Annotated in this window: 20 protein-coding genes and 1 tRNA gene; 7 read left to right on the forward strand and 14 right to left on the reverse strand. The window is 64.8% G+C overall.

Annotated features, from left to right (window positions below; all coding sequences use genetic code 11):
- Positions 1-287 precede the first annotated feature (287 nt).
- A complete protein-coding gene (locus HH302_RS20520; protein ID WP_172204619.1) occupies positions 288-1076 on the reverse strand; it encodes a sugar nucleotide-binding protein in 789 nt (262 codons plus the stop codon).
- 180 nt (positions 1077-1256) lie between these two features.
- Between HH302_RS20520 and HH302_RS20525 the strand changes: the two genes are divergently transcribed.
- On the forward strand, positions 1257-1730 hold the full coding sequence (locus HH302_RS20525) for a bacteriohemerythrin (protein ID WP_172204621.1): 474 nt from the start codon (positions 1257-1259) through the stop codon (positions 1728-1730).
- Here HH302_RS20525 and HH302_RS20530 read toward each other — a convergent pair.
- The 7 genes from HH302_RS20530 to HH302_RS20560 all read right to left on the reverse strand — a co-directional run bounded on the left by HH302_RS20530 (position 1702) and on the right by HH302_RS20560 (position 8586).
- Positions 1702-2664, reverse strand: coding sequence for a sugar phosphate isomerase/epimerase (locus HH302_RS20530; RefSeq protein WP_172204623.1), 963 nt, complete (start codon positions 2662-2664; stop codon positions 1702-1704). The two genes, HH302_RS20525 and HH302_RS20530, sit on opposite strands and share 29 nt — an antisense overlap.
- A complete protein-coding gene (locus tag HH302_RS20535; protein WP_172204625.1) occupies positions 2661-4394 on the reverse strand; it encodes a bifunctional diguanylate cyclase/phosphodiesterase in 1734 nt (577 codons plus the stop codon). Before HH302_RS20535 ends, HH302_RS20530 begins: the two co-directional genes overlap by 4 nt.
- 254 nt (positions 4395-4648) lie before the next feature.
- Positions 4649-5041: a YidB family protein gene (locus HH302_RS20540; protein WP_172204627.1), complete on the reverse strand. Its 393-nt coding sequence runs from the start codon at positions 5039-5041 to the stop codon at positions 4649-4651.
- A gap of 60 nt (positions 5042-5101) precedes the next feature.
- A complete protein-coding gene (locus HH302_RS20545) occupies positions 5102-6250 on the reverse strand; it encodes a glycosyltransferase family 1 protein (protein ID WP_172204629.1) in 1149 nt (382 codons plus the stop codon).
- Positions 6251-6259: 9 nt separating this feature from the next.
- Complete coding sequence (locus tag HH302_RS20550; RefSeq protein ID WP_172204631.1) at positions 6260-6628, reverse strand: diacylglycerol kinase; 369 nt, start codon at positions 6626-6628, stop codon at positions 6260-6262.
- Positions 6595-7803: a glycosyltransferase gene (locus HH302_RS20555; RefSeq protein WP_172204633.1), complete on the reverse strand. Its 1209-nt coding sequence runs from the start codon at positions 7801-7803 to the stop codon at positions 6595-6597. Before HH302_RS20555 ends, HH302_RS20550 begins: the two co-directional genes overlap by 34 nt.
- A gap of 3 nt (positions 7804-7806) precedes the next feature.
- Positions 7807-8586: a UDP-2,3-diacylglucosamine diphosphatase gene (locus HH302_RS20560; RefSeq protein ID WP_172204635.1), complete on the reverse strand. Its 780-nt coding sequence runs from the start codon at positions 8584-8586 to the stop codon at positions 7807-7809.
- A gap of 164 nt (positions 8587-8750) precedes the next feature.
- Here HH302_RS20560 and rpiA point away from each other — a divergent pair, with 164 nt between their 5' ends.
- Positions 8751-9425 (forward strand): ribose-5-phosphate isomerase RpiA, encoded by a 675-nt coding sequence (gene rpiA, locus HH302_RS20565; RefSeq protein ID WP_172204637.1) that lies wholly within the window; start codon positions 8751-8753, stop codon positions 9423-9425.
- A 48-nt stretch (positions 9426-9473) separates the two neighbouring features.
- A complete protein-coding gene (phoU, locus tag HH302_RS20570) occupies positions 9474-10151 on the forward strand; it encodes a phosphate signaling complex protein PhoU (RefSeq protein ID WP_172204639.1) in 678 nt (225 codons plus the stop codon).
- A gap of 60 nt (positions 10152-10211) precedes the next feature.
- Here the strand turns inward: phoU and HH302_RS20575 are convergent, their stop codons facing one another.
- Complete coding sequence (locus tag HH302_RS20575; protein ID WP_172204641.1) at positions 10212-10394, reverse strand: hypothetical protein; 183 nt, start codon at positions 10392-10394, stop codon at positions 10212-10214.
- A 161-nt stretch (positions 10395-10555) separates the two neighbouring features.
- Between HH302_RS20575 and galE the strand changes: the two genes are divergently transcribed.
- Together galE and HH302_RS20585 are read left to right on the forward strand one after the other, a co-directional pair.
- Complete coding sequence (galE, locus tag HH302_RS20580; protein ID WP_172204643.1) at positions 10556-11593, forward strand: UDP-glucose 4-epimerase GalE; 1038 nt, start codon at positions 10556-10558, stop codon at positions 11591-11593.
- Between the two features lie 11 nt (positions 11594-11604).
- Positions 11605-13041: a mannose-1-phosphate guanylyltransferase/mannose-6-phosphate isomerase gene (locus tag HH302_RS20585; RefSeq protein WP_172204645.1), complete on the forward strand. Its 1437-nt coding sequence runs from the start codon at positions 11605-11607 to the stop codon at positions 13039-13041.
- Positions 13042-13120: 79 nt separating this feature from the next.
- Here HH302_RS20585 and secF read toward each other — a convergent pair whose 3' ends face one another.
- From secF to queA, 5 genes are all read right to left on the reverse strand, one after another.
- The gene (gene secF / locus HH302_RS20590; RefSeq protein ID WP_172204647.1) at positions 13121-14059 is read right to left on the reverse strand and encodes a protein translocase subunit SecF; all 939 of its coding nucleotides are present in this window, start codon (positions 14057-14059) and stop codon (positions 13121-13123) included.
- Positions 14060-14122: 63 nt separating this feature from the next.
- Positions 14123-15979, reverse strand: coding sequence for a protein translocase subunit SecD (gene secD, locus HH302_RS20595; protein ID WP_172204649.1), 1857 nt, complete (start codon positions 15977-15979; stop codon positions 14123-14125).
- A 62-nt stretch (positions 15980-16041) separates the two neighbouring features.
- A complete protein-coding gene (yajC, locus tag HH302_RS20600; RefSeq protein ID WP_172204651.1) occupies positions 16042-16371 on the reverse strand; it encodes a preprotein translocase subunit YajC in 330 nt (109 codons plus the stop codon).
- A gap of 105 nt (positions 16372-16476) precedes the next feature.
- Entirely contained in the window at positions 16477-17589 is a 1113-nt protein-coding gene (gene tgt, locus HH302_RS20605) for a tRNA guanosine(34) transglycosylase Tgt (RefSeq protein ID WP_172204653.1), read from the reverse strand.
- Complete coding sequence (queA, locus tag HH302_RS20610) at positions 17586-18617, reverse strand: tRNA preQ1(34) S-adenosylmethionine ribosyltransferase-isomerase QueA (RefSeq protein WP_172204655.1); 1032 nt, start codon at positions 18615-18617, stop codon at positions 17586-17588. The genes tgt and queA overlap by 4 nt, the downstream gene beginning before the upstream one ends.
- 52 nt (positions 18618-18669) lie before the next feature.
- On the opposite strand from queA, the gene HH302_RS20615 reads away from it, so the two are divergent.
- Together HH302_RS20615 and HH302_RS20620 are read left to right on the forward strand one after the other, a co-directional pair.
- Positions 18670-18756: transfer RNA gene (locus HH302_RS20615), tRNA-Leu, on the forward strand.
- 114 nt (positions 18757-18870) lie between these two features.
- A complete protein-coding gene (locus HH302_RS20620; protein WP_172204657.1) occupies positions 18871-19248 on the forward strand; it encodes a YbaY family lipoprotein in 378 nt (125 codons plus the stop codon).
- Positions 19249-19291 lie beyond the last annotated feature (43 nt).

Consider the following 19291-nt stretch of genomic DNA (forward strand, 5'->3'; position numbering starts at 1 on the left):
CGTCAGCGCAGTCTCCTCTGTGTGCTGGCTGATCTCTCCTCTAGTGGTTTCTTTACCCCGCCATGCGCCGCATCGCGGGGTTTCTTCTTTTCGCGGCCGGCGCGATTGCCGCCGCGCTGCTGCGTGCTGCGAAGACAAACGCTTGGCCTTGTGGGCCGTGGGTGCCCGCGATGGCGGGCCGCACAATGAACTCGTCGTCAGCCCTCCTAGCGGAGGCGGCGACGGACTTTCATTGTGTGCGTAGCCCTTTGCCCCACCGTGCCTGTGTGCGGTGGGGTTTTCTTTCTTCAGCCGCGCAGCGCCGGCAGACGGGCCGCCAGGTCGGGCAGTCCAGGGCGTGGGTCGATCAGGCGCTGGTCGTAGGCGTAGTCCTCGTTGCGCGAGATCTGCCAGTTGAAGTGATACTGGTCGGATAGCGCCTGAAGGATGTCGGCGAAGTTTGCGCCGCGATTCGAATCAAGCATGTACAGACCGGGTGGCGCGGCCAGCAGGCGAAGCAGCGCGGCTGCGGTATCGTCAATGAACGAGCAGGCGGGTTGCCAGCGGGTTGAAGCGCCGACCTGGCCGTGTGCGGCCATCTCCCTGTGCGCGTGGGCGACCATGTTGTTGCCCTGGCCTGCCGGGTCGATCTGCCAGCCCAGGCGCGCAACGCGTGTGCCACTGGGGTAGCGCAGCAGCACCCCGTGTTCCGCGCAACGTTTCTCGAAACCGTAGCCTTCGCGCGCGTTGCTTGCCGATGCCAGGGTGAAGGGCCCGCTGACACTGTTGTCGAACACCAGCGCGGTGCTTGTGAACACGTACGGCAGCTTGCGCTGTGCGGCGGTGTCAGCGAGCGCGAGCGACCAGTCGACGGTGGTGCGCCAGCCTTCGTTGTCGCGTCCGGTTGGCGTCGCGGCCACGCCCAGATGAATGATGGCGTCCGGCGCAACGCTGTCGATGTAAGGGCCGTGGCTCGCCAGATCAAGCGGATCTGCGGCGCTGCGGTCCCAGCCGATCGCGATGTGGCCGCTGGTCTGCGCTGCGTGCGCGACGGCTTGGCCGACGGTGCCTTTGCTTCCGGTGATCAGAATCTTCATCGTGGTGAGCGCGCCGGAGAAGGCGCTGTAAATGGGGGAAAACCTCAAGGGTACCCGCATCGCGCCGCTTGATGCGGCTCAACTCGGTGCAGCGCTCAAGCGCTAAGGTTCTCGCCCTGTGCGGCCCGGGCAGTGATTTGTGCGGGCCTTGTCCTTTCGGGGGAAGGGGGAGTAGCAGTCATGACGGAACTGTTTCATTGGTCCGACGATTTTTCCGTCGGCATCGAGGAGATCGACGCGCAACACAAGGAGTTGGTCGACCTGCTCAACCAGTTGCACGAAGCGATTCACGAACACCACGGCCGCGACACGTCGCGCGCGATTCTCGACAAGCTCGCGGACTACACCCGCACCCACTTCGCGGTGGAAGAGAGCCTGATGCGGGTGAGCAACTACCCGGAGTTCGCCCAGCACAAACAGAACCACGAGGATCTGATCGCGCAGGTGCACGCCTTGCAGGAAAAGCTCGACAGCGGTCAGGCCGCCATCACCTTCGAGTTGCTGCACTTCCTCAAGGTATGGCTCACGCGGCACATCAACGAAGCCGACAAGCGCTTCGGCGCCTTTTTCATTACGGCCGGGGTGTCGCCGCAGTGGTCGCCGGAGGTGAAGCGCTCGATGGAGGCTAAGAAGTGGTGGTGGAAGTTCTGGTAGCCGAACGCCGCTCGCGCAGCGACAGCGCGCGCATCCAGCGAGCGGTCGCCGCCATGGCTTCGGTCGCCGGCGCATACCCTTCGTGTTCGATGGATAGCGCGCCGCAATAGTCGATTGCGTGCAGGGTATCGAGGATGCCCTGCCACGCCGCAGCGTCGTGCCCCTCGCCGGGTGGCGCGAAGTACCAAGCACGTTCGTCCATGCGGGCGTGCGGCGTGCAGTCGAGCAGGCCCGCATCATCCATGACGTCGGGCCGGAAGCAGACATCCTTCAGGTGCACATGGAACACCGCATCGCCCAGCCGCTGGATCGCGCGCGCCGGGTCGATACCCTGCCACCAGAGGTGGCTCGGATCCACATTGGCGCCGAGCGCCGGGCCGCAGGCTTCGCGCAGGCGGCGCAGCGTGGCGGGGGAATGCACTGCAAACCCGCCATGAAGTTCCAGCGCAATCTTCACGCCGAGCGCGCGGGCGCGTTCGGTGAGCGGTTGCCAGTAGGGGATCAGCGATTCACGCCACTGATGCTCGAACTGGTCGGCGTATTCCTGCGGCCAGCCGATCACGGGCCAGTTGAGCACGCCGCCGGTTCCCGGTTGGCCTGAGAAGCCGACCACCACCGGGATTTCCATTTCGCTCGCGGCTTCGAGTGCGGCGCGGAAGTCAGCGTCGTGCGCGGCGGCGATCGTGGCGTCCGGGTGCAGTGGATTGCCGTGGCAGGACAGCGCTATCAGCTCCACGCCGTGCGACTGGCAGGTGTTGCGCAGCCGCGCACACGCCGCGTTGTCGCCGGCCAGCAGGCGCGCATCCGCATGGCGGGTGCCCGGGTAGCCGCCGACGCCGAGTTCCAGGCCGTAGATTTCGTGCGCGACAAGGTAGTCGAGCGCTTCGTCCAAGGTGTTGTGCGGCAGGCAGGATGCGAACGCGGCGAGTTTCATGCGCTGAACTCCGGTGCCAGCAGTGCCGCAAAGTCAGCCGCCGCGCGTGCCGGGCTGAACAGATAGCCTTGCACCGCCGGGCAGCCGGCATCGCGCAGGAAGTCAAGCTGCGCCTGCGTTTCGACCCCTTCGGCGGTGACTTCGAAACCGAAGGTCTGCGCCAGGTGCAGGATCGAACGCGTGATCGCGATATCACCCGGGTGCACCGGCAGGCCCTGCACGAAGCTGCGGTCGATCTTCAGGCGGTGGATCGGCAACTGCTTGAGGTAAGCCAGACTGGAGTAGCCGGTACCGAAGTCGTCCACCGCGAGCGCAACGCCGAGCGCAGCGATTCGGGCGAGCGTGGAAATGTTGCCGTCGGCGTCGGCCATCAGCACGCCCTCGGTCAGTTCGAGTTCCAGCGCGTTGCCGGGCACGCCGGTTTCGCGTAGCCGGCTGCTGAGGCGCTCAACGAAGCGCGGGCTGCCGAAGTGGGTGCCCGAGATGTTGATCGCCAGTCGCAGGTTCAGATGCCCTTCCGCACGCCAGGCGGCGAGCTGGCGCAAGCCGGTGTCGAGCACCCATTCGCCGACCTGTTCGATCAAGCCTGTCTGCTCCGCGATCGGGATGAAGCGCGCGGGCGAAATCGGACTGCCTTGGGCGTCACGCAGGCGAAGCAGCGCTTCGGCACCGACGATGCGGCCGGTGCGTGCGTCGTTGACTGGCTGGTAGTGCAGCTCGAAGGCGTTTTCCTTCAGCGCATCGCGGATCCGCAGTTCGATGCGGCGGCGCGCGGTGGTTTCGCTGGCCAGCGCTTCCTCGAACCAGCAGACGCGGTTGCGCCCCTTCTTCTTCGCTTCGTACATCGCGATATCGGCGTGCTTGATCAGCGTTTGCCGGTCGCGACCGTGTTCCGGGTGCACCGCGATGCCGATGCTGCTCGACACCACGTACTTGGTGCCGCCGATCTCGTACGGCGTACCGATCGCGGCTTCGAGCCGGGTCGCAAGGTGATCCAGCGCTTCCGGGCTGTCGGAGCCGAGCGGCGAGAGAAGCAGGAATTCGTCGCCACCCAGGCGCACCAGCAGGTCGTTGCGGTCGATCTCGCCTTTCAGGCGCGAGGCGAGCTGGCGCAGCAGTTCGTCGCCGACAGAGTGGCCGTCGGTGTCGTTGATCAGCTTGAAGTTGTCGAGATCCAGGAACAAGGCCGCAAATCGCGGGTGGCGGGCGGCGAAGGGCTCGAACTGCTCTTCGAGGTGACGGCGGTTGAACAGCCCGGTCAGCGGATCGTGACGGGCGAGGAATTCCACTTCGCGCTGGTAGCGCTTGCGCAGCGTGATGTCGCGCGCGATGCCGGCGGTGCCGACGACTTCGCCATCCGCTCCGAACACCGGCACCTTGATCGTCTCGGCCCAGCCGATTTCGCCGTCCGGGCGATGGATCTCTTCCTCGGTGCGTTCGACCTGGCGCGAAGTCATCACCATGCGATCGTGGGCCTGGTAGTGCGCTGCCATGTCGGGGGGCGAAAGGTCGTAGTCCGACTTGCCGATCAGTGATTCGGGCGCCAGGTTGAAGACCTCGCCGAACTTGCGATTCACCAGCATGAAGCGGCAATCGGTGTCCTTCAGCCAGGCGAGGTCGTCGATGCTGTCCATCAGCGCCTGCTGGTGTGCCTGCAGCAGGCGCAGCTGCGCGACCGCCGCAAGCGCTGCGGTGCGGGCGGACTCCGAGGCTTCGCGTTCGCGCTTCATCGCATGATCGGCACGCCGCGCCCCGATCCAAAATGCGGCGGGCATACCCAGAACGAATGCAGCCAGGACCCAGCTAGACACGGCTCGACCTCGTCGGGCTGGGCTGACGGGCTGACGCGCCAAGCGGTGCAGCGGGCTGCGCCGGGAGATTGCAGTGGGGGGGCATGCGTGTCTGGCGGACCATGATCTGACGGATCTTACAGAAACGTCATTTCGATGTGCGACTTGAGTTGCCCCTGCCGAGGCAGGCACGATCAGCGTCCGAACAAGCTCCCCAAGCCCTGCGAGAGCAGATCGCTGGCGCCTTCCACCGAGCCGCCCGGCGTGAGCGTATCGACCAGCTGTGGCAACCCTTGTGCGAGCTGGTTGGTCACGGTGCCGGCATCCATGCCCAGCGCGGCCGCGAGTTTGTCGATCACCGCTGGGCCAAGCGCCGCGGACAGCTGATCCGCCGAAACCGGCAGGTTTGCGCCCGTGCCCACCCAGGACTTCACCTGATCGGCCAGCCCGCCCTGGTTGAGCTGGGCCAACAAGCCGGCCAGCCCGCCTTCGTGACTCTGCAAGAGCTGCTGCGCAATCTGCAGCACCGGGCTGGCGCCGCCGCTGCCGCCCAGCAGTTCGCCCGCGAGTTGATCGAGTAGTCCCATGGCTGCCTCCGCATACGTCTACAGCCTTAACTCAAGGCGAGATCCCGTGATTTGCCAAGCTCATTCTTTGGTGGATGCGCGGCGGGAGATCGTCTCCCGCAAGCTCGCCTCGAAGTCTGCGACGACGGCCTCCCACGCCAGCGGCAGCACGCTGCGCCGTGCCGCCTCGCCCAGCGTGGCGCGCAGCTCGGCGTCTTGGGCTAGGCGCACGGCGGCGGCGATGAACCCGGCTTCGTCGCTTTCGGGTACGGTGGCGCCGTTCTCGCCGTTGCGGATCAGCAGCGCGGCGGCGGCGCAGTCGTAGGCGGCGACGGTGAGTCCGCTGGCCATTGCCTCGACGGTGACATTGCCGAAGGTCTCGGTGAGGCTGGGGAAGAGGAACAGGTCGGCCGACGCGTAGTGCGTTGCAAGGTCGGCGCCGTAACGGGCGCCGGCGAAGTGGTGATCCGGGTGCGCGCGGGCGAGGCTGTTGCGGGCCGGGCCGTCGCCGACCCACACCATGCGCGCATTCGGCATCGCGGCGTTGATGTGGCGGAAGCTCGCCTCAACCAGTGAGAGGTTCTTCTCCGGCGCCAGGCGGCCGACGTAGAGCACCGCGAGGCCGTCCGGCGCCACGCCCCAGCGTGCGCGCAGCGAGGCGTCGCGGCGCATCGGCGAGTACAGCTCGGTATCCACGCCGCGCCCCACCACGCGTACGCCGGGAATACCCTGGTCGCCCAGCGCGCCGGCGAGTTCGGGGGTTGGAACCAGCGTGGCATCCGCGCTGCGGTGAAAGTGCCGCAACCAGCGGGCGATGGCCGGTTTGAGCACCCCGGCACCGTAGTGGCGCGAGTAGCGATCGAAGTTGGTGTGGTAGCCGGAGCTGATCGGAATGCCCAGCTTGCGTGCTGCCTGGATCGCGGACCAGCCGAGCGGGCCTTCGGTGACCACATGGACTGCGTCCGGCCGCTGGATCGACCAGCCGCGGTGCAGGTAGCCACTGGCGGGCAGGCCAAAGCGAAGGCCCGGATACCCGGGCAGCGGCAGGCCGCCGACCAGCCACTCGTCGGCGAGCGGTGTTTCGCGCCGCTGCTGGCGTGGGCGCACGACGGTGATGCGGTGGCCGCGGCCGCGCATGCCGTGGATCAGGCGCTGCACCGTCATGGCAACGCCGTTGACCTCCGGCGGATGGGTTTCGGTGACAACGGCAATGCGAAGCGGAGCGGGCATGGTCGATCCTTAGGCAAGCAGTACACAGGCCCACACGACGACCACGTTGCTCAGCGCGACGAACACGGCGGCGCTGCCGATGTCCTTGGCGCGCTTGGAGAGCGTGTGGCTGTCGAGCGAGATGCGGTCGATCGCGGCCTCGATCGCGGAGTTCAGCAGTTCCACGATCAACACCAGCAGCACGCTCGCGATCATCAGTGCGCGCCCCAGCATGCTCACTGGCAGCAGCAGCGCGGCGGGGATCATCAGCGCGGCGAGCAGCGCCTCCTGCCGGAAGGCGTCTTCATGGCGGTAGGCAGCGCGGAAACCCTCCATCGAATAATGGAAGGCGTTCCACAAGCGCCTCAGGCCTGTCTTGCCTTTGAAGGGGCTTTCCATGCGGGCTCCTGGCTGGAATGGGCGAGCCGTACTTCGCGGTACAGCGCCGCGAGACGGGCAGTGAGGGTGAGGTCCGACCAGTCGCGCGCGAGTGCGCGGGCTTCGTCGCCGAGACGGGTGCGCAAGGCGCTGTCGCCGGCAAGGCGGGCCATCGCGTCGCCGAAGGCGGCCACCTCGTCTGGCGGCACCAGCGCACCACGGCCAGCGCCAAGCAGGTCGCAAGTACCCATCTCGGCCAGTGCGACGACCGGCAGGCCGACCGCCATGGCCTCGATCAACACCAGGCCCTGGGTCTCGGTGCGGGAGGCGAAGGCGAACAGATCCGCCGCGGCGTAGCAGTCCGGCAACTCGCGTGCGCGGTCGAGGTAGCCGATGAAGCGCACATGCTCGCTCTGGCCCAGCGCGTGCGCCTTCTCGCGCAGCGATTCAAGTGCAGGCCCTTCACCCGCCACCACCAGCAGCAGGCGGGGCTGGGCAATGCGGGCATGCGCCAGTGCTTCGATCAGAAAGCCGATGTTCTTTTCGTGCGCGGCGCGGCCGACGAACAATGCAACTGGCTGATCCGGTGGAATCCGGTAGCGCGCGCGAAAGCGTGCGCGGTGGCTGGCGCGGTCGCACAGCGCGAACTGACTGATCGGCACACCGGTTGGCAGCACATGCAGCGGGGCAGTGATGCCGTAGTCGCGCAGGCGCTGCGCCATCGCGTTGGAGGGCACGATCGTCGCGTTCAATGCATTGCATTGGCTGCGCGACAGTCGCCGTGCCAGGCCGCGCAGCCATGCTTCGGGCAGGAAGCGTGCATACAGGTGCAGGTACTCCTCGAACAGCGTGTGGTAGGTGGCGACCACCGGAAGCCCATAGCGCCGGGCGGCGGCGAGACCCGCGTAATGCGCGGTGAAGGGCGTCTGGATGTGGATCAGGTCGGCGTGCTGCGCGGCGGCCATCACCGCACGCCGCACCCGAAAGGGGGCGACGAAGCGGTCTTCCGGGTCCATCGGCACGCGCCAGCCGGGCAGGCGCGTGATGCCGGGCTCGCCGTCTTCATCCTCATAGCGCGGCACCACCAGTTGCACGTCCACGCCGTGCTCGGCCAGGCCGCGGCGGTGGGTGTCGATCGCGGTCGACACGCCATTCACGCGTGGGAAAAACACATCGGACACCATCAGCACGCGCATCAATCAGGCTTTCTCAAGAAGTTCGGGGCTGGGCAGGGCGGCCGTTGCGGCACCGCGCCAGGTCACCAGTTCAAGGCGGCCGTCGAGGTGCTCGACGATGCCGGTGCAGGAGTCCACCCAGTCGCCACAATTCACATAGGTCAGACCATCGACCTCACGAATCGCGGCCCAGTGGATATGGCCGCAGATCACGCCATCGAGCTTGCGGTCGCGCGCCGCGTGGATCACCGATTCCTCGAAATCGAAGATGAACTGCAGCGCCGTCTTGACCCGCCGCTTGGCGTAGCCGGCAAGCGACCAATAGCCGGCCCAGCCGAGTCTGCGACGCACCCATGACAGGACGATGTTGAGGCGCACCAGCAGCGTGTAGGACATGTCGCCGAGCACTGCGACCCAGCGGTGATAGCGGGTTACCTGATCGAACTCGTCACCATGCACGAGCAGGAAGCGGCGGCCGTCTGCGGTGGTGTGCACATATTCGTGTTCGACGCGGATGTCGCCGAATACGGTGCCGCAGTAGTCGCGCAGCGCCTCGTCGTGGTTGCCGGGGATGAAGACGATCTCTTCGCCATGGCGGGCGCGCCGCAGCAGCTTCTGCACCACGGTGTTCTGCGCCGTGCTCCAGTGAATGCTGCGGCTCATCGCCCAGAAATCGATGATGTCGCCGATCAGGAACACTTTGTCGGCGGGGTGTTCGCGCAGGAAGTCGAGCAGTTGCTCGGCTTGGCAGGCGCGGGTTCCGAGGTGGATGTCGGATAGAAAGAGAGTTCTCACGCGCGGCATGGCGGCGGATCTTCCGGGCCGCGTGTTGCAGGGGCATGACGATGTCACGCCACTTCGATGACGCCGTTGCCCGACGCGTGGCGCCGATGCTGCGGCTTTCCGGCGAGGCTGCGCGCGCTTCGCTACAATCGCAGTCCGACTGCTGCAATGCTCACGAACCCATCATGAACCAGGATCAACTCAAGCAACTCGTCGCACAGGCTGCGGCGGACTATGTCGCGGCCAACGCTCCGGAGGGCTGCGTCTTGGGCGTCGGCACCGGCTCGACGGCCAACCTCTTCATCGACGCGCTGGCGCCGATCAAATCGCGCTTTGTCGGTGCGGTGGCGAGTTCCGAAGCCAGCCGCGTGCGGCTGGAAGGCTTGGGGATCCGCGTGCTGGATCTCAACGAGGTCACCGAGATTCCGATCTATGTCGATGGCGCCGATGAGGTGGACCCGGGGCTCAACGCGATCAAGGGCGGCGGCGCAGCGCTGACGCGCGAGAAGATCGTTGCGGCCGTGGCGCGCGAGTTCGTTTGCATCGCCGACGCGAGCAAAAAGGTCGGCGTGCTCGGCAAGTTCCCGCTGCCGGTGGAGGTGATCCCGATGGCGCGCGAACATGTGGCACGCGAACTGCGCAAGCTGGGCGGCGATCCGCGCTGGCGCGAGGGTGTGGTGACCGATAACGGCAATGTCATCCTGGACGTGCATGGTCTCTCCATCACCGATCCGGCCGCGCTGGAAAGCACGATTGACCACATCACTGGCGTCGTCACGAGCGGCTTGTTTGCCCGTCGCGGTGTCGATCTCCTGCTGATCAGCAGCCCGAGCGGTGTCGAGCGACTGTCACGCAGTTGAAATCTTGGGTGCGTAACCTCTCCGGGTTATGCGTGAAAGGATTGAGGCATGACCGAACACACTTCCAAGCAGTTCGACCTTGAGCTGGAAAGCATCCGCACCCGCGTGATGCAGATGGGCGGACTCGTAGAACAACAGATTTCGCGCGCGATCGAAGGCCTGATCGATGGCAATCAGGATCTGATCGAGCGCGTGATCGAGGACGATCATCGGGTCAACGCCCTCGAAATGGACCTCGACGAGGCCTGCTCGCAGGTCATCGCGAAGCGCCAGCCGGCGGCGATCGATCTGCGTCTGATCTTCGCGGTGCTCAAGGCGATCACCGATCTGGAACGCATCGGCGACGAAGCGAAGAAGATCGCGAAGATGGCGAAGGCGATTCATGGCGGCGCGCTAGCGGTGCCGCGGGTGCAGCTGTCGCATATGTCCGAGATGGCGATCAACGAACTGCGTCAGGCGCTCGACGCCTTCGCTCGCCTCGATACCGATGCCGCCGATGAGGTGGTGCGTTCGGACAAGTTGATCGACGCTGAATTCAAGGGCGTGATGCGCCAGGTGATCACCTTCATGATGGAAGACCCGCGCACGATTTCGGGCGGTATCGACATCATCTTCGTCGCCAAGGCGCTCGAACGCATTGGCGACCACGCGAAGAACATGGCGCAGTACGTGTTCTACATGGCGCGCGGTGAAGATGTGCGCCATGTGAAATCAGTTGCTGGCTGATATTCGCCGGCGCAAAAGAAAAGGGCGGCTGTGGCCGCCCTTTTTCATTGCGGGGCTGTGTCAGACGACCCAGCTGATGCCTGCTTCGTCGCCATCGTCGTCGCCGTATGGGTCGGCCAGCTCATGTTCGTGCAGTTCGGCGCGGCGCATCGCGCGTGCCAGCTCGGCATCGCTGATGCGCAAGACCGGGTCGTTCGCAGCGGGGCCGCGATTCGGCACCGGCAGGGGGGAGAAACAGATCATTTGGGGCCTCGTGTCGTGTGTGTGCGCCCCCACCATAGGCGCCGAGTGTTGCAGGCGCGTTTCATGCTAGAAGGTTCTGCGGATCTGTCTGTGATGCTTCTCCTTTTGCAGCGCAGCAGAATCCATGACAATGGAAAGCTAGGCTGTCAAAGGAACGCTCAATGATTTTCGTGACTGGTGGCGCTGGCTACATCGGCTCCCACACCTGCGTCGAACTGCTGCAGGCAGGATACGACGTTACCGTTTTCGATAACTTCAGCAATAGCCACCCTGAGGCGCTCGCGCGTGTCGAGCGCATCACCGGTCGTACGCTGCGCCACGTACGTGGCGACATCCGCGACCGCGCTGCGCTCGTGGCTGCATTGCGTGAGTCCGGCGCTGAGGCGGTGATCCACTTTGCTGGCCTGAAGGCGGTTGGCGAATCGGTCGAAAAACCGCTCAGCTACTACGACAACAACGTTGTCGGCACGCTACGTCTTCTCGATGCGATGGCCGAATGCCAGGTCAAGTCGTTGGTGTTCAGCTCATCGGCCACCGTGTATGGCGATCCGCAGCGCCTGCCGCTGACCGAGGATCATCCGCTGTCGGCCACCAATCCCTACGGCCGCACCAAGCTGGTGATCGAAGACATGCTGCGCGACTTGGAGCGCAGCGACCCGTCCTGGCGGATTGCGATCCTGCGTTACTTCAATCCAGTTGGCGCGCACGAGAGCGGCCTGATCGGCGAGGACCCACAGGGCATCCCGAACAACCTGATGCCCTTCGTCGCGCAGGTGGCGATCGGCCGGCGTGAGTTCCTGAATGTGTGGGGCAACGACTACCCGACACCGGACGGCACCGGCGTGCGCGACTACATCCATGTGGTCGATCTCGCACTGGGCCATCTTTGCGCGCTTGAGCGGCTGCGTCGCGAGCCGGGCTGCTTGGCCGTCAACCTTGGCACCGGCCAGGGCTACAGCGTGCTCGACATGGTGGCCGCATTTGAGCGCGGCAGCGGCCGCAAGGTCGCTTACCGCATCGCGCCGCGCCGTGCGGGCGATGTCGCCGCCTGCTACGCGGACCCCGCTCTGGCCGCCGAACGATTGGGTTGGCGCGCGACGCGCAACCTTGATGCAATGTGCGCCGACGCCTGGCGTTGGCAGCAGAAGAATCCCCATGGCTATGCGACCCACGCAGATGGCGTCGCCTCCCCCGCATAAGGAAAACAAGCATGACGATTCAATCCGTAATTCTGTCGGGCGGCTCCGGCACCCGACTCTGGCCGGCTTCCCGTGAGCAGTATCCGAAGCAGTTGCTGGCGCTGACCGGCACCGACACGCTGCTGCAGGCGACCGCGCGCCGGCTGGATGGCTTTGACGCCGCCGTGGCGCCCGACACCATCGTCGTCAGCAACGAGGAATATCGCTTCGTGATCGCCGAGCAGTTGCGTCAGCTTGGCAAGCGCGGCCGCATCGTGCTGGAGCCGGCAGGCCGCAACACCGCGCCGGCGCTGACGCTGGCGGCGCTGCTCGCGGTGCGTGATGGCGCCGATCCGGTGCTGCTCGTGATGCCGGCGGACCATGTGATTCCCGACGTCGCGCGTTTCCAGACCGCGATCGCAGAGGGCGCGGGTCTTGCAGCGAACGGTGCATTTGTCACCTTCGGTATCGTGCCCGACCGTGCCGAAACCGGCTACGGCTACATCCGTACCGGCGATGGCGTCCCTGGCGCGGCCAGTGCACGCGCGATCGATGCGTTCGTGGAAAAGCCGGATGCGGCAACAGCCGCGAAGTATGTCGCCGCCGGCGACTATCTGTGGAACAGCGGCATCTTCATGATGAAAGCCTCGCGCTGGCTGGCTGCGATCGAGCGTTTCAATCCGGAAATGGCTGCGGCCTGCCGCCGCGCGATGGACAACGCAACTGACGACGCCGACTTCGTGCGCGCCGACAAGGCGGCTTTCCTGACTTCGCCGTCGGACTCGATCGACTACGCGGTGATGGAGAAGTTGCCTTCCGCTCCCGAGCTCGGCCGTGGCGTCGTGGTTCCGATGGCCGCCGGGTGGTCCGACGTCGGTGCCTGGGATGCGCTGTGGCAGGTCTGTGAGAAGGACGCAGCCGGCAACGTTGGTCGTGGCGACGTGATGTTCGAGTCCAGCGAAGACACGATGGTGATGGCCGAATCGCGCCTGGTTGCTGCAATCGGTCTCAAGGACATGGTGGTGGTCGAGACACCGGACGCGGTGATGGTGGCGCACAAGCGCAACACCCAGGACGTCAAGAAGATCGTCGCCCGCCTAAAGGCGGAAGGTCGCTCGCAGGCAAATAGCCACCGGAAGGTGTTCCGCCCCTGGGGGTGGTACGACTCGATCGATAATGGCGAGCGCTTCCAGGTGAAACGCATCGTCGTGAATCCCGGTGCGAAGCTTTCGCTGCAGATGCACCATCACCGCGCCGAGCACTGGATTGTCGTCAAGGGCACGGCCGAGGTGACCAACGGCGATCAGGTCTTCCTGCTGACCGAGAACCAGTCCACCTACATCCCGCTCGGGCATACGCATCGCCTGGCCAACCCGGGCAAGGTGCCGCTCGAGATCATCGAGGTGCAGTCCGGTTCTTATCTGGGCGAGGACGACATCGTGCGTTTCGAGGACACCTACGGACGTTGAGACCGACTGCCGCCGCATCGCGCGGCTGCAATGAAAAGGGCCGCATAAGCGGCCCTTTGTTTTGCTTGCGAAGCGTGCGTCAGACGACGGCTTCTTCCTTCTTCTTCGGCTGAATGATGAACTGTTCGCGCTTGACGCCCAGCCACTTGGCAAGGGGCGCTGCGACGAGCACCGAGGAGTAGATGCCGAACAGGATGCCGATCGTCAGCGCGAGCGCGAAGTAGAACAGCGTCGGGCCGCCGAACACCAGCATCGACAGCACCATCATTTCGGTGGAGCCGTGCGTGATCATGGTCCGCGAGATCGTCGACGTGATCGCGTGGTCAATGACTTCCTCGACCGACAGGCCGCGCTTGCGGCTGTTGCGGAAAGTCTCGCGCACGCGGTCGAACACAACGACCGATTCGTTTACCGAATAGCCCAGCACTGCGAGCACCGCAGCCAGCACCGGCAGCGAGAACTCCCACTGGAAGAAGGCGAAGAAGCCCAGGATGATCACGACGTCGTGCAGGTTGGCGACGATCGCGCTGACTGCAAGGCGCCACTCGAAGCGCACTGCGAGATAGGCGACGATGCCGGCCACCACCAGCAGCAGCGCAAGGCCACCGTCGGATGCGAGTTCCTTGCCGACCTGCGGTCCGACGAATTCCACCCGGCGCAACTCGGCGGTTGGCCCTTCAACCTTCGCCAGCGTGGCTTTCACGCGTTCGGAGATCTGCGCGCTCGACTCGCCTTCGCGGTTCGGCAGACGGATCATCACGTCGCGCGAGCTGCCGAAGTTCTGCACCTGGAAGTCGACGAAGCCGTCGTTGCTCAGGGCCTTGCGGATGGGCTCCAGCTGCGGCGCGGTAGCGTAATTCACCTCCAGCACCGTGCCGCCGGTGAATTCGATCGAGAAGTGCAGGCCGCGCGTGGCGAGGAAGAATACGGCTGCGACGAAGGTGATCAGCGAGATGACGTTGAAAATCAACGCATGCCGCATGAACGGGATGTCTTTCTTGATGCGGAAGAATTCCATGTTGGCTTCCGTTATGAAACAGGATTCAAAGGCGGGCGGCCGCGGCCGCCCGCGTGTTGTTGCTTACTCTTGCGTGTCGGCAGCGGGGCGCCAGATCTGGCCAATTGCGATCGACTGCAGCTTGCGACGGCTGCCGTAGATGAAATTGGTGACCATGCGCGACACCAGCACCGAACTGAACATCGAGGTCAGGATGCCAAGGCAATGCACCACCGCGAAGCCGCGCACCGGGCCGCTGCCAAAGATCAGCAGTGCGATACCGGCAATCAGCGTGGTGACGTTGGAGTCGAGAATCGTGCCGAAGGCGCGTTCGTAACCCGCGGCGATTGCGGCTTGCGGTGTCGAACCGTTACGCAGTTCTTCGCGAATCCGCTCGTTGATCAGCACGTTCGCGTCAATCGCCATACCCAGGGTGAAGGCGATCGCCGCAATGCCAGGCAGTGTTAGGGTTGCCTGCAGCAAGGACAGCAAGGCCAACAGCAGCAGCAGGTTCGCGCCGAGGGCGATCACCGATACCAGGCCGAACACCATGTAGTAGATCACCATGAAGATCGCGATGGCGATGAAGCCCCACATCGTGGACTTGAAGCCCTTTGCGATGTTGTCGGCACCAAGGCTCGGGCCGATCGTGCGTTCCTCAATGATGTCCATCGGCGCAGCCAGCGAGCCAGAGCGGATCAGGATCGCCAGGCTCGTCGTCTCGTCCGGCGAGAACTGGCCGGTGATCTGGAAGCGATTGCCGAACTCGCCCTGAATCGTGGCGACCGAGATCGCCTCGCCCTTGCCGCGTTCATACAGGATGATCGCCATGCGCTTGCCGACGCTGTCGCGGGTGACATCGCGCATGATGCGGCCGCCGGCGGCGTCCAGGCTTACTGCAACAGCGGGTTGCTGGTTGCTGTCGAAGGTGGCGTCGGCACCGTTGAAGCGGTCGCCGGTCAGCACGATCTGCTTCTTCACTGCAACCGGGATCACCGAGCCATCGCGACGGCGCTCCGGAATCACATCCACGCCGACGCTGCTGCCACTTTGCGTGGCGGCTTCGTCGACCATGCGCACTTCCAGCGTCGCGGTGCGGCCGATCAGCGATTTCGCCTTGGCAACGTCCTGCACACCCGGCAGCTGCACCACGATGCGGTCCGCGCCCTGCTGCTGGATCACCGGTTCGGCCACGCCGAGTTCGTTGATCCGGTTGTGCAGGGTGACGATGTTCTGCTTGATCGCGTCTTCCTGGATGCGGCGCTTGGCCTGTTCGGTCAGCGTGCCGACGATCAGTTGCTCGTCCGCTTCGGTCTTGTCGACCAGTTGCAGATCGGGCAGGCGATCGCGAATCACATTGCGTGCCTTGTCGCGGGTCGCGACGTCGCGGAAGCGGACAACCAGCGACTCGCCGTCACGCACGATGCCGCCGTGGCGGATGTCCTTCTCGCGCAGCATGGTGCGCATGTCGCCGGTGGTCGAGTCGAGGCGCTTCGTGATCGCGCCCTTCATGTCCACCTGCAGCAGGAAGTGCACGCCGCCGCGCAGATCGAGGCCGAGGTACATCGGCAGCGCATGGATCGCGGTGAGCCATTTCGGGCTCGCCGACAGCAGGTTCAGCGCAACCGTATGGCCAGGGTCTTTCGGATCCGGGTTGAAGGCGTGCTCCAGCGCATCCTTCGCTTTGATCTGCGCGTCGGTGCTGCCAAGACGTACGCGGACCGAGTTGTTGTCGAAGAACACGCCGTCGTGACTGATGCGCGCGTCGGATAGCGCTTTTTCGGCGGTCGCAAGTGCGGATTCGCTCAGGCGGATCGTCGACTTTGCGCTCGATACCTGCACCGCAGGCACTTCGCCGAAGTAGTTGGGCAACGTGTAGAGGATGCCGAACAGCAGAACCACCAGAATCAGGAGGTTCTTCCAGAGGGGGTAACGGTTCATGGTTTGGGACCGGGCGAGGGGGCGGGCGGCGGGAGGCTCGGGCCTCCCAGCCGATGAATGGCTCAGGCGCTCTTCAGCGTGCCCTTGGGCAGAACCGTGGCCACGGCGGCCTTCTGAACCAGCACTTCGACGCCATCGGCGATCTCGACGCGGACATAGCTTTCGCCGACGCTCGCCACCTTGCCGGCGACGCCGCCTTGGGTCATAACTTCATCGCCCTTTTGCAGCGCTTCCAGCACGGCCTTGTGTTCTTTGGCCTTCTTCATCTGCGGGCGAATCATCAGGAACCACAGGATGCCGAACATCAGGATCAGCGGCAGCAGGCCCATGATGCCGCCGGTCGGGTCAGCCGCGGCACCCGCGGTCTGGGCATAGGCGTTGGAAATCAGCACGTTACACTCCGATGAATGGATTTATTCACAAACCGCCGAGTATAGCAGCGCGCAGCGTCGCGCCCGGGACGCTGCCCGGGCCGAACACGCGGCTCTTGCGCGGCGTCAGTCAATGCCGCGGGCGCGGCGGGCGTGGAAGTCGGCAACAAATGCGTTGAAGCGGTCCGCGTCGATCGCCTCGCGCATCTCGCGCATCAGTTGCTGGTAATAGTGCAGGTTGTGGATCGTCATCAGGCGCGGGCCCAGCATTTCGGTCGCGCGATCCAGGTGATGCAGGTAGGCGCGCGAGAAGTGCCGGCAGGTGTAGCAGCTGCAGGCCTCGTCGAGCGGCCGCGGGTCGTTGCGGTGTTTGGCGTTGCGGATCTTGAGGTTGCCCCATTGCGTGAACAGCCAGCCGTTACGGGCGTTGCGGGTCGGCATCACGCAGTCGAACATGTCGATACCGCGCGACACGCCGTACACCAGGTCCTCCGGCGTGCCAACGCCCATCAGGTAGCGCGGCTTGTCGGTCGGAAGCTTTGGTGCGGTGTGCGTCAGGATGCGCTCCATCTCTTCCTTGGGTTCGCCGACCGACAGGCCGCCGATGGCGAAACCATGGAAGCCGATATCCGCAAGCCCGGCCAGCGATTCGTCGCGCAGGTCTTCATGCATGCCGCCCTGCACGATGCCGAACAAAGCGTTGGGGTTCTCCAGTCGATCGAATTCGTCGCGCGAGCGGCGCGCCCAGCGCATCGACAGGCGCATGGACGTGGCGGCGGTGGCGTGATCGGCGGGGTAGGGCGTGCATTCGTCGAAGATCATCACGATGTCGGAGTTCAGTCCGCGCTGGATGCGCATCGATTCCTCCGGCGTCAGCATCAGCTTCGCACCGTCGATTGGTGACGAGAAGCGCACGCCCTCTTCGGTGATCTTGCGCAACGCCCCGAGCGAGAAGACCTGGAATCCGCCCGAGTCGGTCAGGATCGGCTTGCGCCAGCCCATGAAGTCGTGCAACCCGCCAAAGGTCTTCATGACCTCCATGCCGGGGCGCAGCCAAAGGTGGAAGGTGTTGCCGAGGCAGATCTGCGCGCCGATGTCGTCGAGCTCGTGCGGGCTCATCGCCTTGACGGTGCCGTAGGTGCCGACCGGCATGAACACCGGCGTGTCCACCACGCCATGGTTGAGTTGCAGGCGGCCGCGGCGGGCGCCGTCGGACGTGCGCAGAAGATCGAATTTCATGTGGAAGCCTTGTCGAGCAGCATGGCATCGCCATAGCTGAAGAATCGATAGCGGTTTGCGATGGCGTGTGCGTAGGCGTTGCGGATCGTATCGAGGCCCGCGAAGGCGGATACGAGCATCAGCAGCGTCGAGCGTGGCAGGTGGAAGTTGGTGATGAGGCGGTCGGCGACGCGGAACTGGAAGCCCGGCGTGATGAAGATGTCGGTCTCTTCCGCGCCAGCCTTCAATTCGCCGTCGCGCGCCGCTGATTCGAGCGCACGCAGGCTCGTCGTGCCGACGCACACAACGCGGCCGCCGGCTGCACGGGTTGCCGTGATTGCGGCAACGGTGTCTTCCGGAATCACGTACCACTCCCGGTGCATGACGTGGTCTTCGATGCGCTCAACGCGCACTGGCTGGAACGTACCGGCGCCGACGTGCAAGGTTACGGCTGCGGTCTTGACGCCGCGCGCTGCCAGCTGATCGAGCACCGTTTGGTCGAAGTGAAGCCCGGCGGTCGGCGCTGCGACCGATCCAAGGTGCCGTGCATAGACCGTCTGATAGCGTGCCTCGTCAGCTTCGGCCGCGGCGCGGTCGATGTAAGGCGGCAGCGGCAGACGGCCGTGGCGCTCGATCAATTCAATGACCGTCGCTTCCTGCGGAAAGCGCAGATGAAAGAACTCGCCCACGCGGCCGAGCACTTCCACATCGAAGGCGTCCATCAAAGTCATGCGGCTGCCGGGCTTGGGCGACTTGCTCGCACGCACCATGGCCAGTGCTTCATGGTCGCCAAGTGGGCGCTCGATCAGCACCTCCACTTCGCCGCCGGTCGATTTCCGTCCATACAGACGTGCATGCAGCACACGACTGTCGTTGAAAACCAACAGATCGCCGGGCGCGAGAAGGCTTGGCAGATCCCTGAAGCTCAGGTCCTCAAGCGTGTCCGGACCAACGCGCAGCAGGCGACTCGCGCTGCGCTCGGGCAAAGGGGTCTGCGCGATCAGTGTCGGCGGCAGGTCGAAGTCAAACTCTGAAACAGTTAACGGCATGAGCTTTGCTTGATGAGGGGGCGGTTTTCCGGGATAATGACTGACTTTCCGCGCCGGGATGGCGGAATCGGTAGACGCAGCGGATTCAAAATCCGCCGGTGGTAACACTGTGAGGGTTCGAGTCCCTCTCCCGGCACCACTTCACGACGCTTGAAATCTCAGGGCCCGCCCCCAGATACGCGTCGAACCCCTGATTTTATTGAGTCCCATGGCTGCAGGCAAACCAAACGCCCGGCGTCGCACCGCTTTTGCCGTGCTGGCGCTCGCAATGGCCGGAGTCGGTTCCCTGCCGGAAACCGCTCACGCCACCGTTCGCGGTCGTATCAACTACGGTGATGGCATGGCGCTGCCGCCGCAGGCCGTGATTGACATCGAGCTGACCGACATCTCCAAGTCCGGCGCGCCGGCGCAGGTGCTCGCGCGCATGCGGCTGTCGGCTGAAGAGGATGGGCCGATCCCGTTCGAGATCTCCGTGCCGTCCGCACGGATCGACCAGCAGCGCACCTACGTGCTGTCGGCTCGGATCTCCTACGGCGGCAAGTTGCTCTATACCAACACCACGACTCATCGCGTCCTGACTCAGGGTGCGCCAATCAAGGTCGATCTGCGCGTCGAGCGCGTCGCGGCCTGATTGATTTCCTGTGTGTCGGATCCGCTGCACAGGCGGGTCCGAC

Source organism: Niveibacterium sp. COAC-50, assembly GCF_013184235.1.
GTDB lineage: Bacteria > Pseudomonadota > Gammaproteobacteria > Burkholderiales > Rhodocyclaceae > Niveibacterium > Niveibacterium microcysteis.

Coding starts and splice junctions, on each gene's coding strand:
- HH302_RS20520 (WP_172204619.1), bottom strand. CDS start 1,076: ATGAAGATTCTGATCACCGGAAGCAAAGGCACCGTCGGCCAAGCCGTC.
- HH302_RS20525 (WP_172204621.1), top strand. CDS start 1,257: ATGACGGAACTGTTTCATTGGTCCGACGATTTTTCCGTCGGCATCGAG.
- HH302_RS20530 (WP_172204623.1), bottom strand. CDS start 2,664: ATGAAACTCGCCGCGTTCGCATCCTGCCTGCCGCACAACACCTTGGAC.
- HH302_RS20535 (WP_172204625.1), bottom strand. CDS start 4,394: ATGAAGCGCGAACGCGAAGCCTCGGAGTCCGCCCGCACCGCAGCGCTT.
- HH302_RS20540 (WP_172204627.1), bottom strand. CDS start 5,041: ATGGGACTACTCGATCAACTCGCGGGCGAACTGCTGGGCGGCAGCGGC.
- HH302_RS20545 (WP_172204629.1), bottom strand. CDS start 6,250: ATGCCCGCTCCGCTTCGCATTGCCGTTGTCACCGAAACCCATCCGCCG.
- HH302_RS20550 (WP_172204631.1), bottom strand. CDS start 6,628: ATGGAAAGCCCCTTCAAAGGCAAGACAGGCCTGAGGCGCTTGTGGAAC.
- HH302_RS20555 (WP_172204633.1), bottom strand. CDS start 7,803: ATGCGCGTGCTGATGGTGTCCGATGTGTTTTTCCCACGCGTGAATGGC.
- HH302_RS20560 (WP_172204635.1), bottom strand. CDS start 8,586: ATGCCGCGCGTGAGAACTCTCTTTCTATCCGACATCCACCTCGGAACC.
- rpiA (WP_172204637.1), top strand. CDS start 8,751: ATGAACCAGGATCAACTCAAGCAACTCGTCGCACAGGCTGCGGCGGAC.
- phoU (WP_172204639.1), top strand. CDS start 9,474: ATGACCGAACACACTTCCAAGCAGTTCGACCTTGAGCTGGAAAGCATC.
- HH302_RS20575 (WP_172204641.1), bottom strand. CDS start 10,394: ATGATCTGTTTCTCCCCCCTGCCGGTGCCGAATCGCGGCCCCGCTGCG.
- galE (WP_172204643.1), top strand. CDS start 10,556: ATGATTTTCGTGACTGGTGGCGCTGGCTACATCGGCTCCCACACCTGC.
- HH302_RS20585 (WP_172204645.1), top strand. CDS start 11,605: ATGACGATTCAATCCGTAATTCTGTCGGGCGGCTCCGGCACCCGACTC.
- secF (WP_172204647.1), bottom strand. CDS start 14,059: ATGGAATTCTTCCGCATCAAGAAAGACATCCCGTTCATGCGGCATGCG.
- secD (WP_172204649.1), bottom strand. CDS start 15,979: ATGAACCGTTACCCCCTCTGGAAGAACCTCCTGATTCTGGTGGTTCTG.
- tgt (WP_172204653.1), bottom strand. CDS start 17,589: ATGAAATTCGATCTTCTGCGCACGTCCGACGGCGCCCGCCGCGGCCGC.
- queA (WP_172204655.1), bottom strand. CDS start 18,617: ATGCCGTTAACTGTTTCAGAGTTTGACTTCGACCTGCCGCCGACACTG.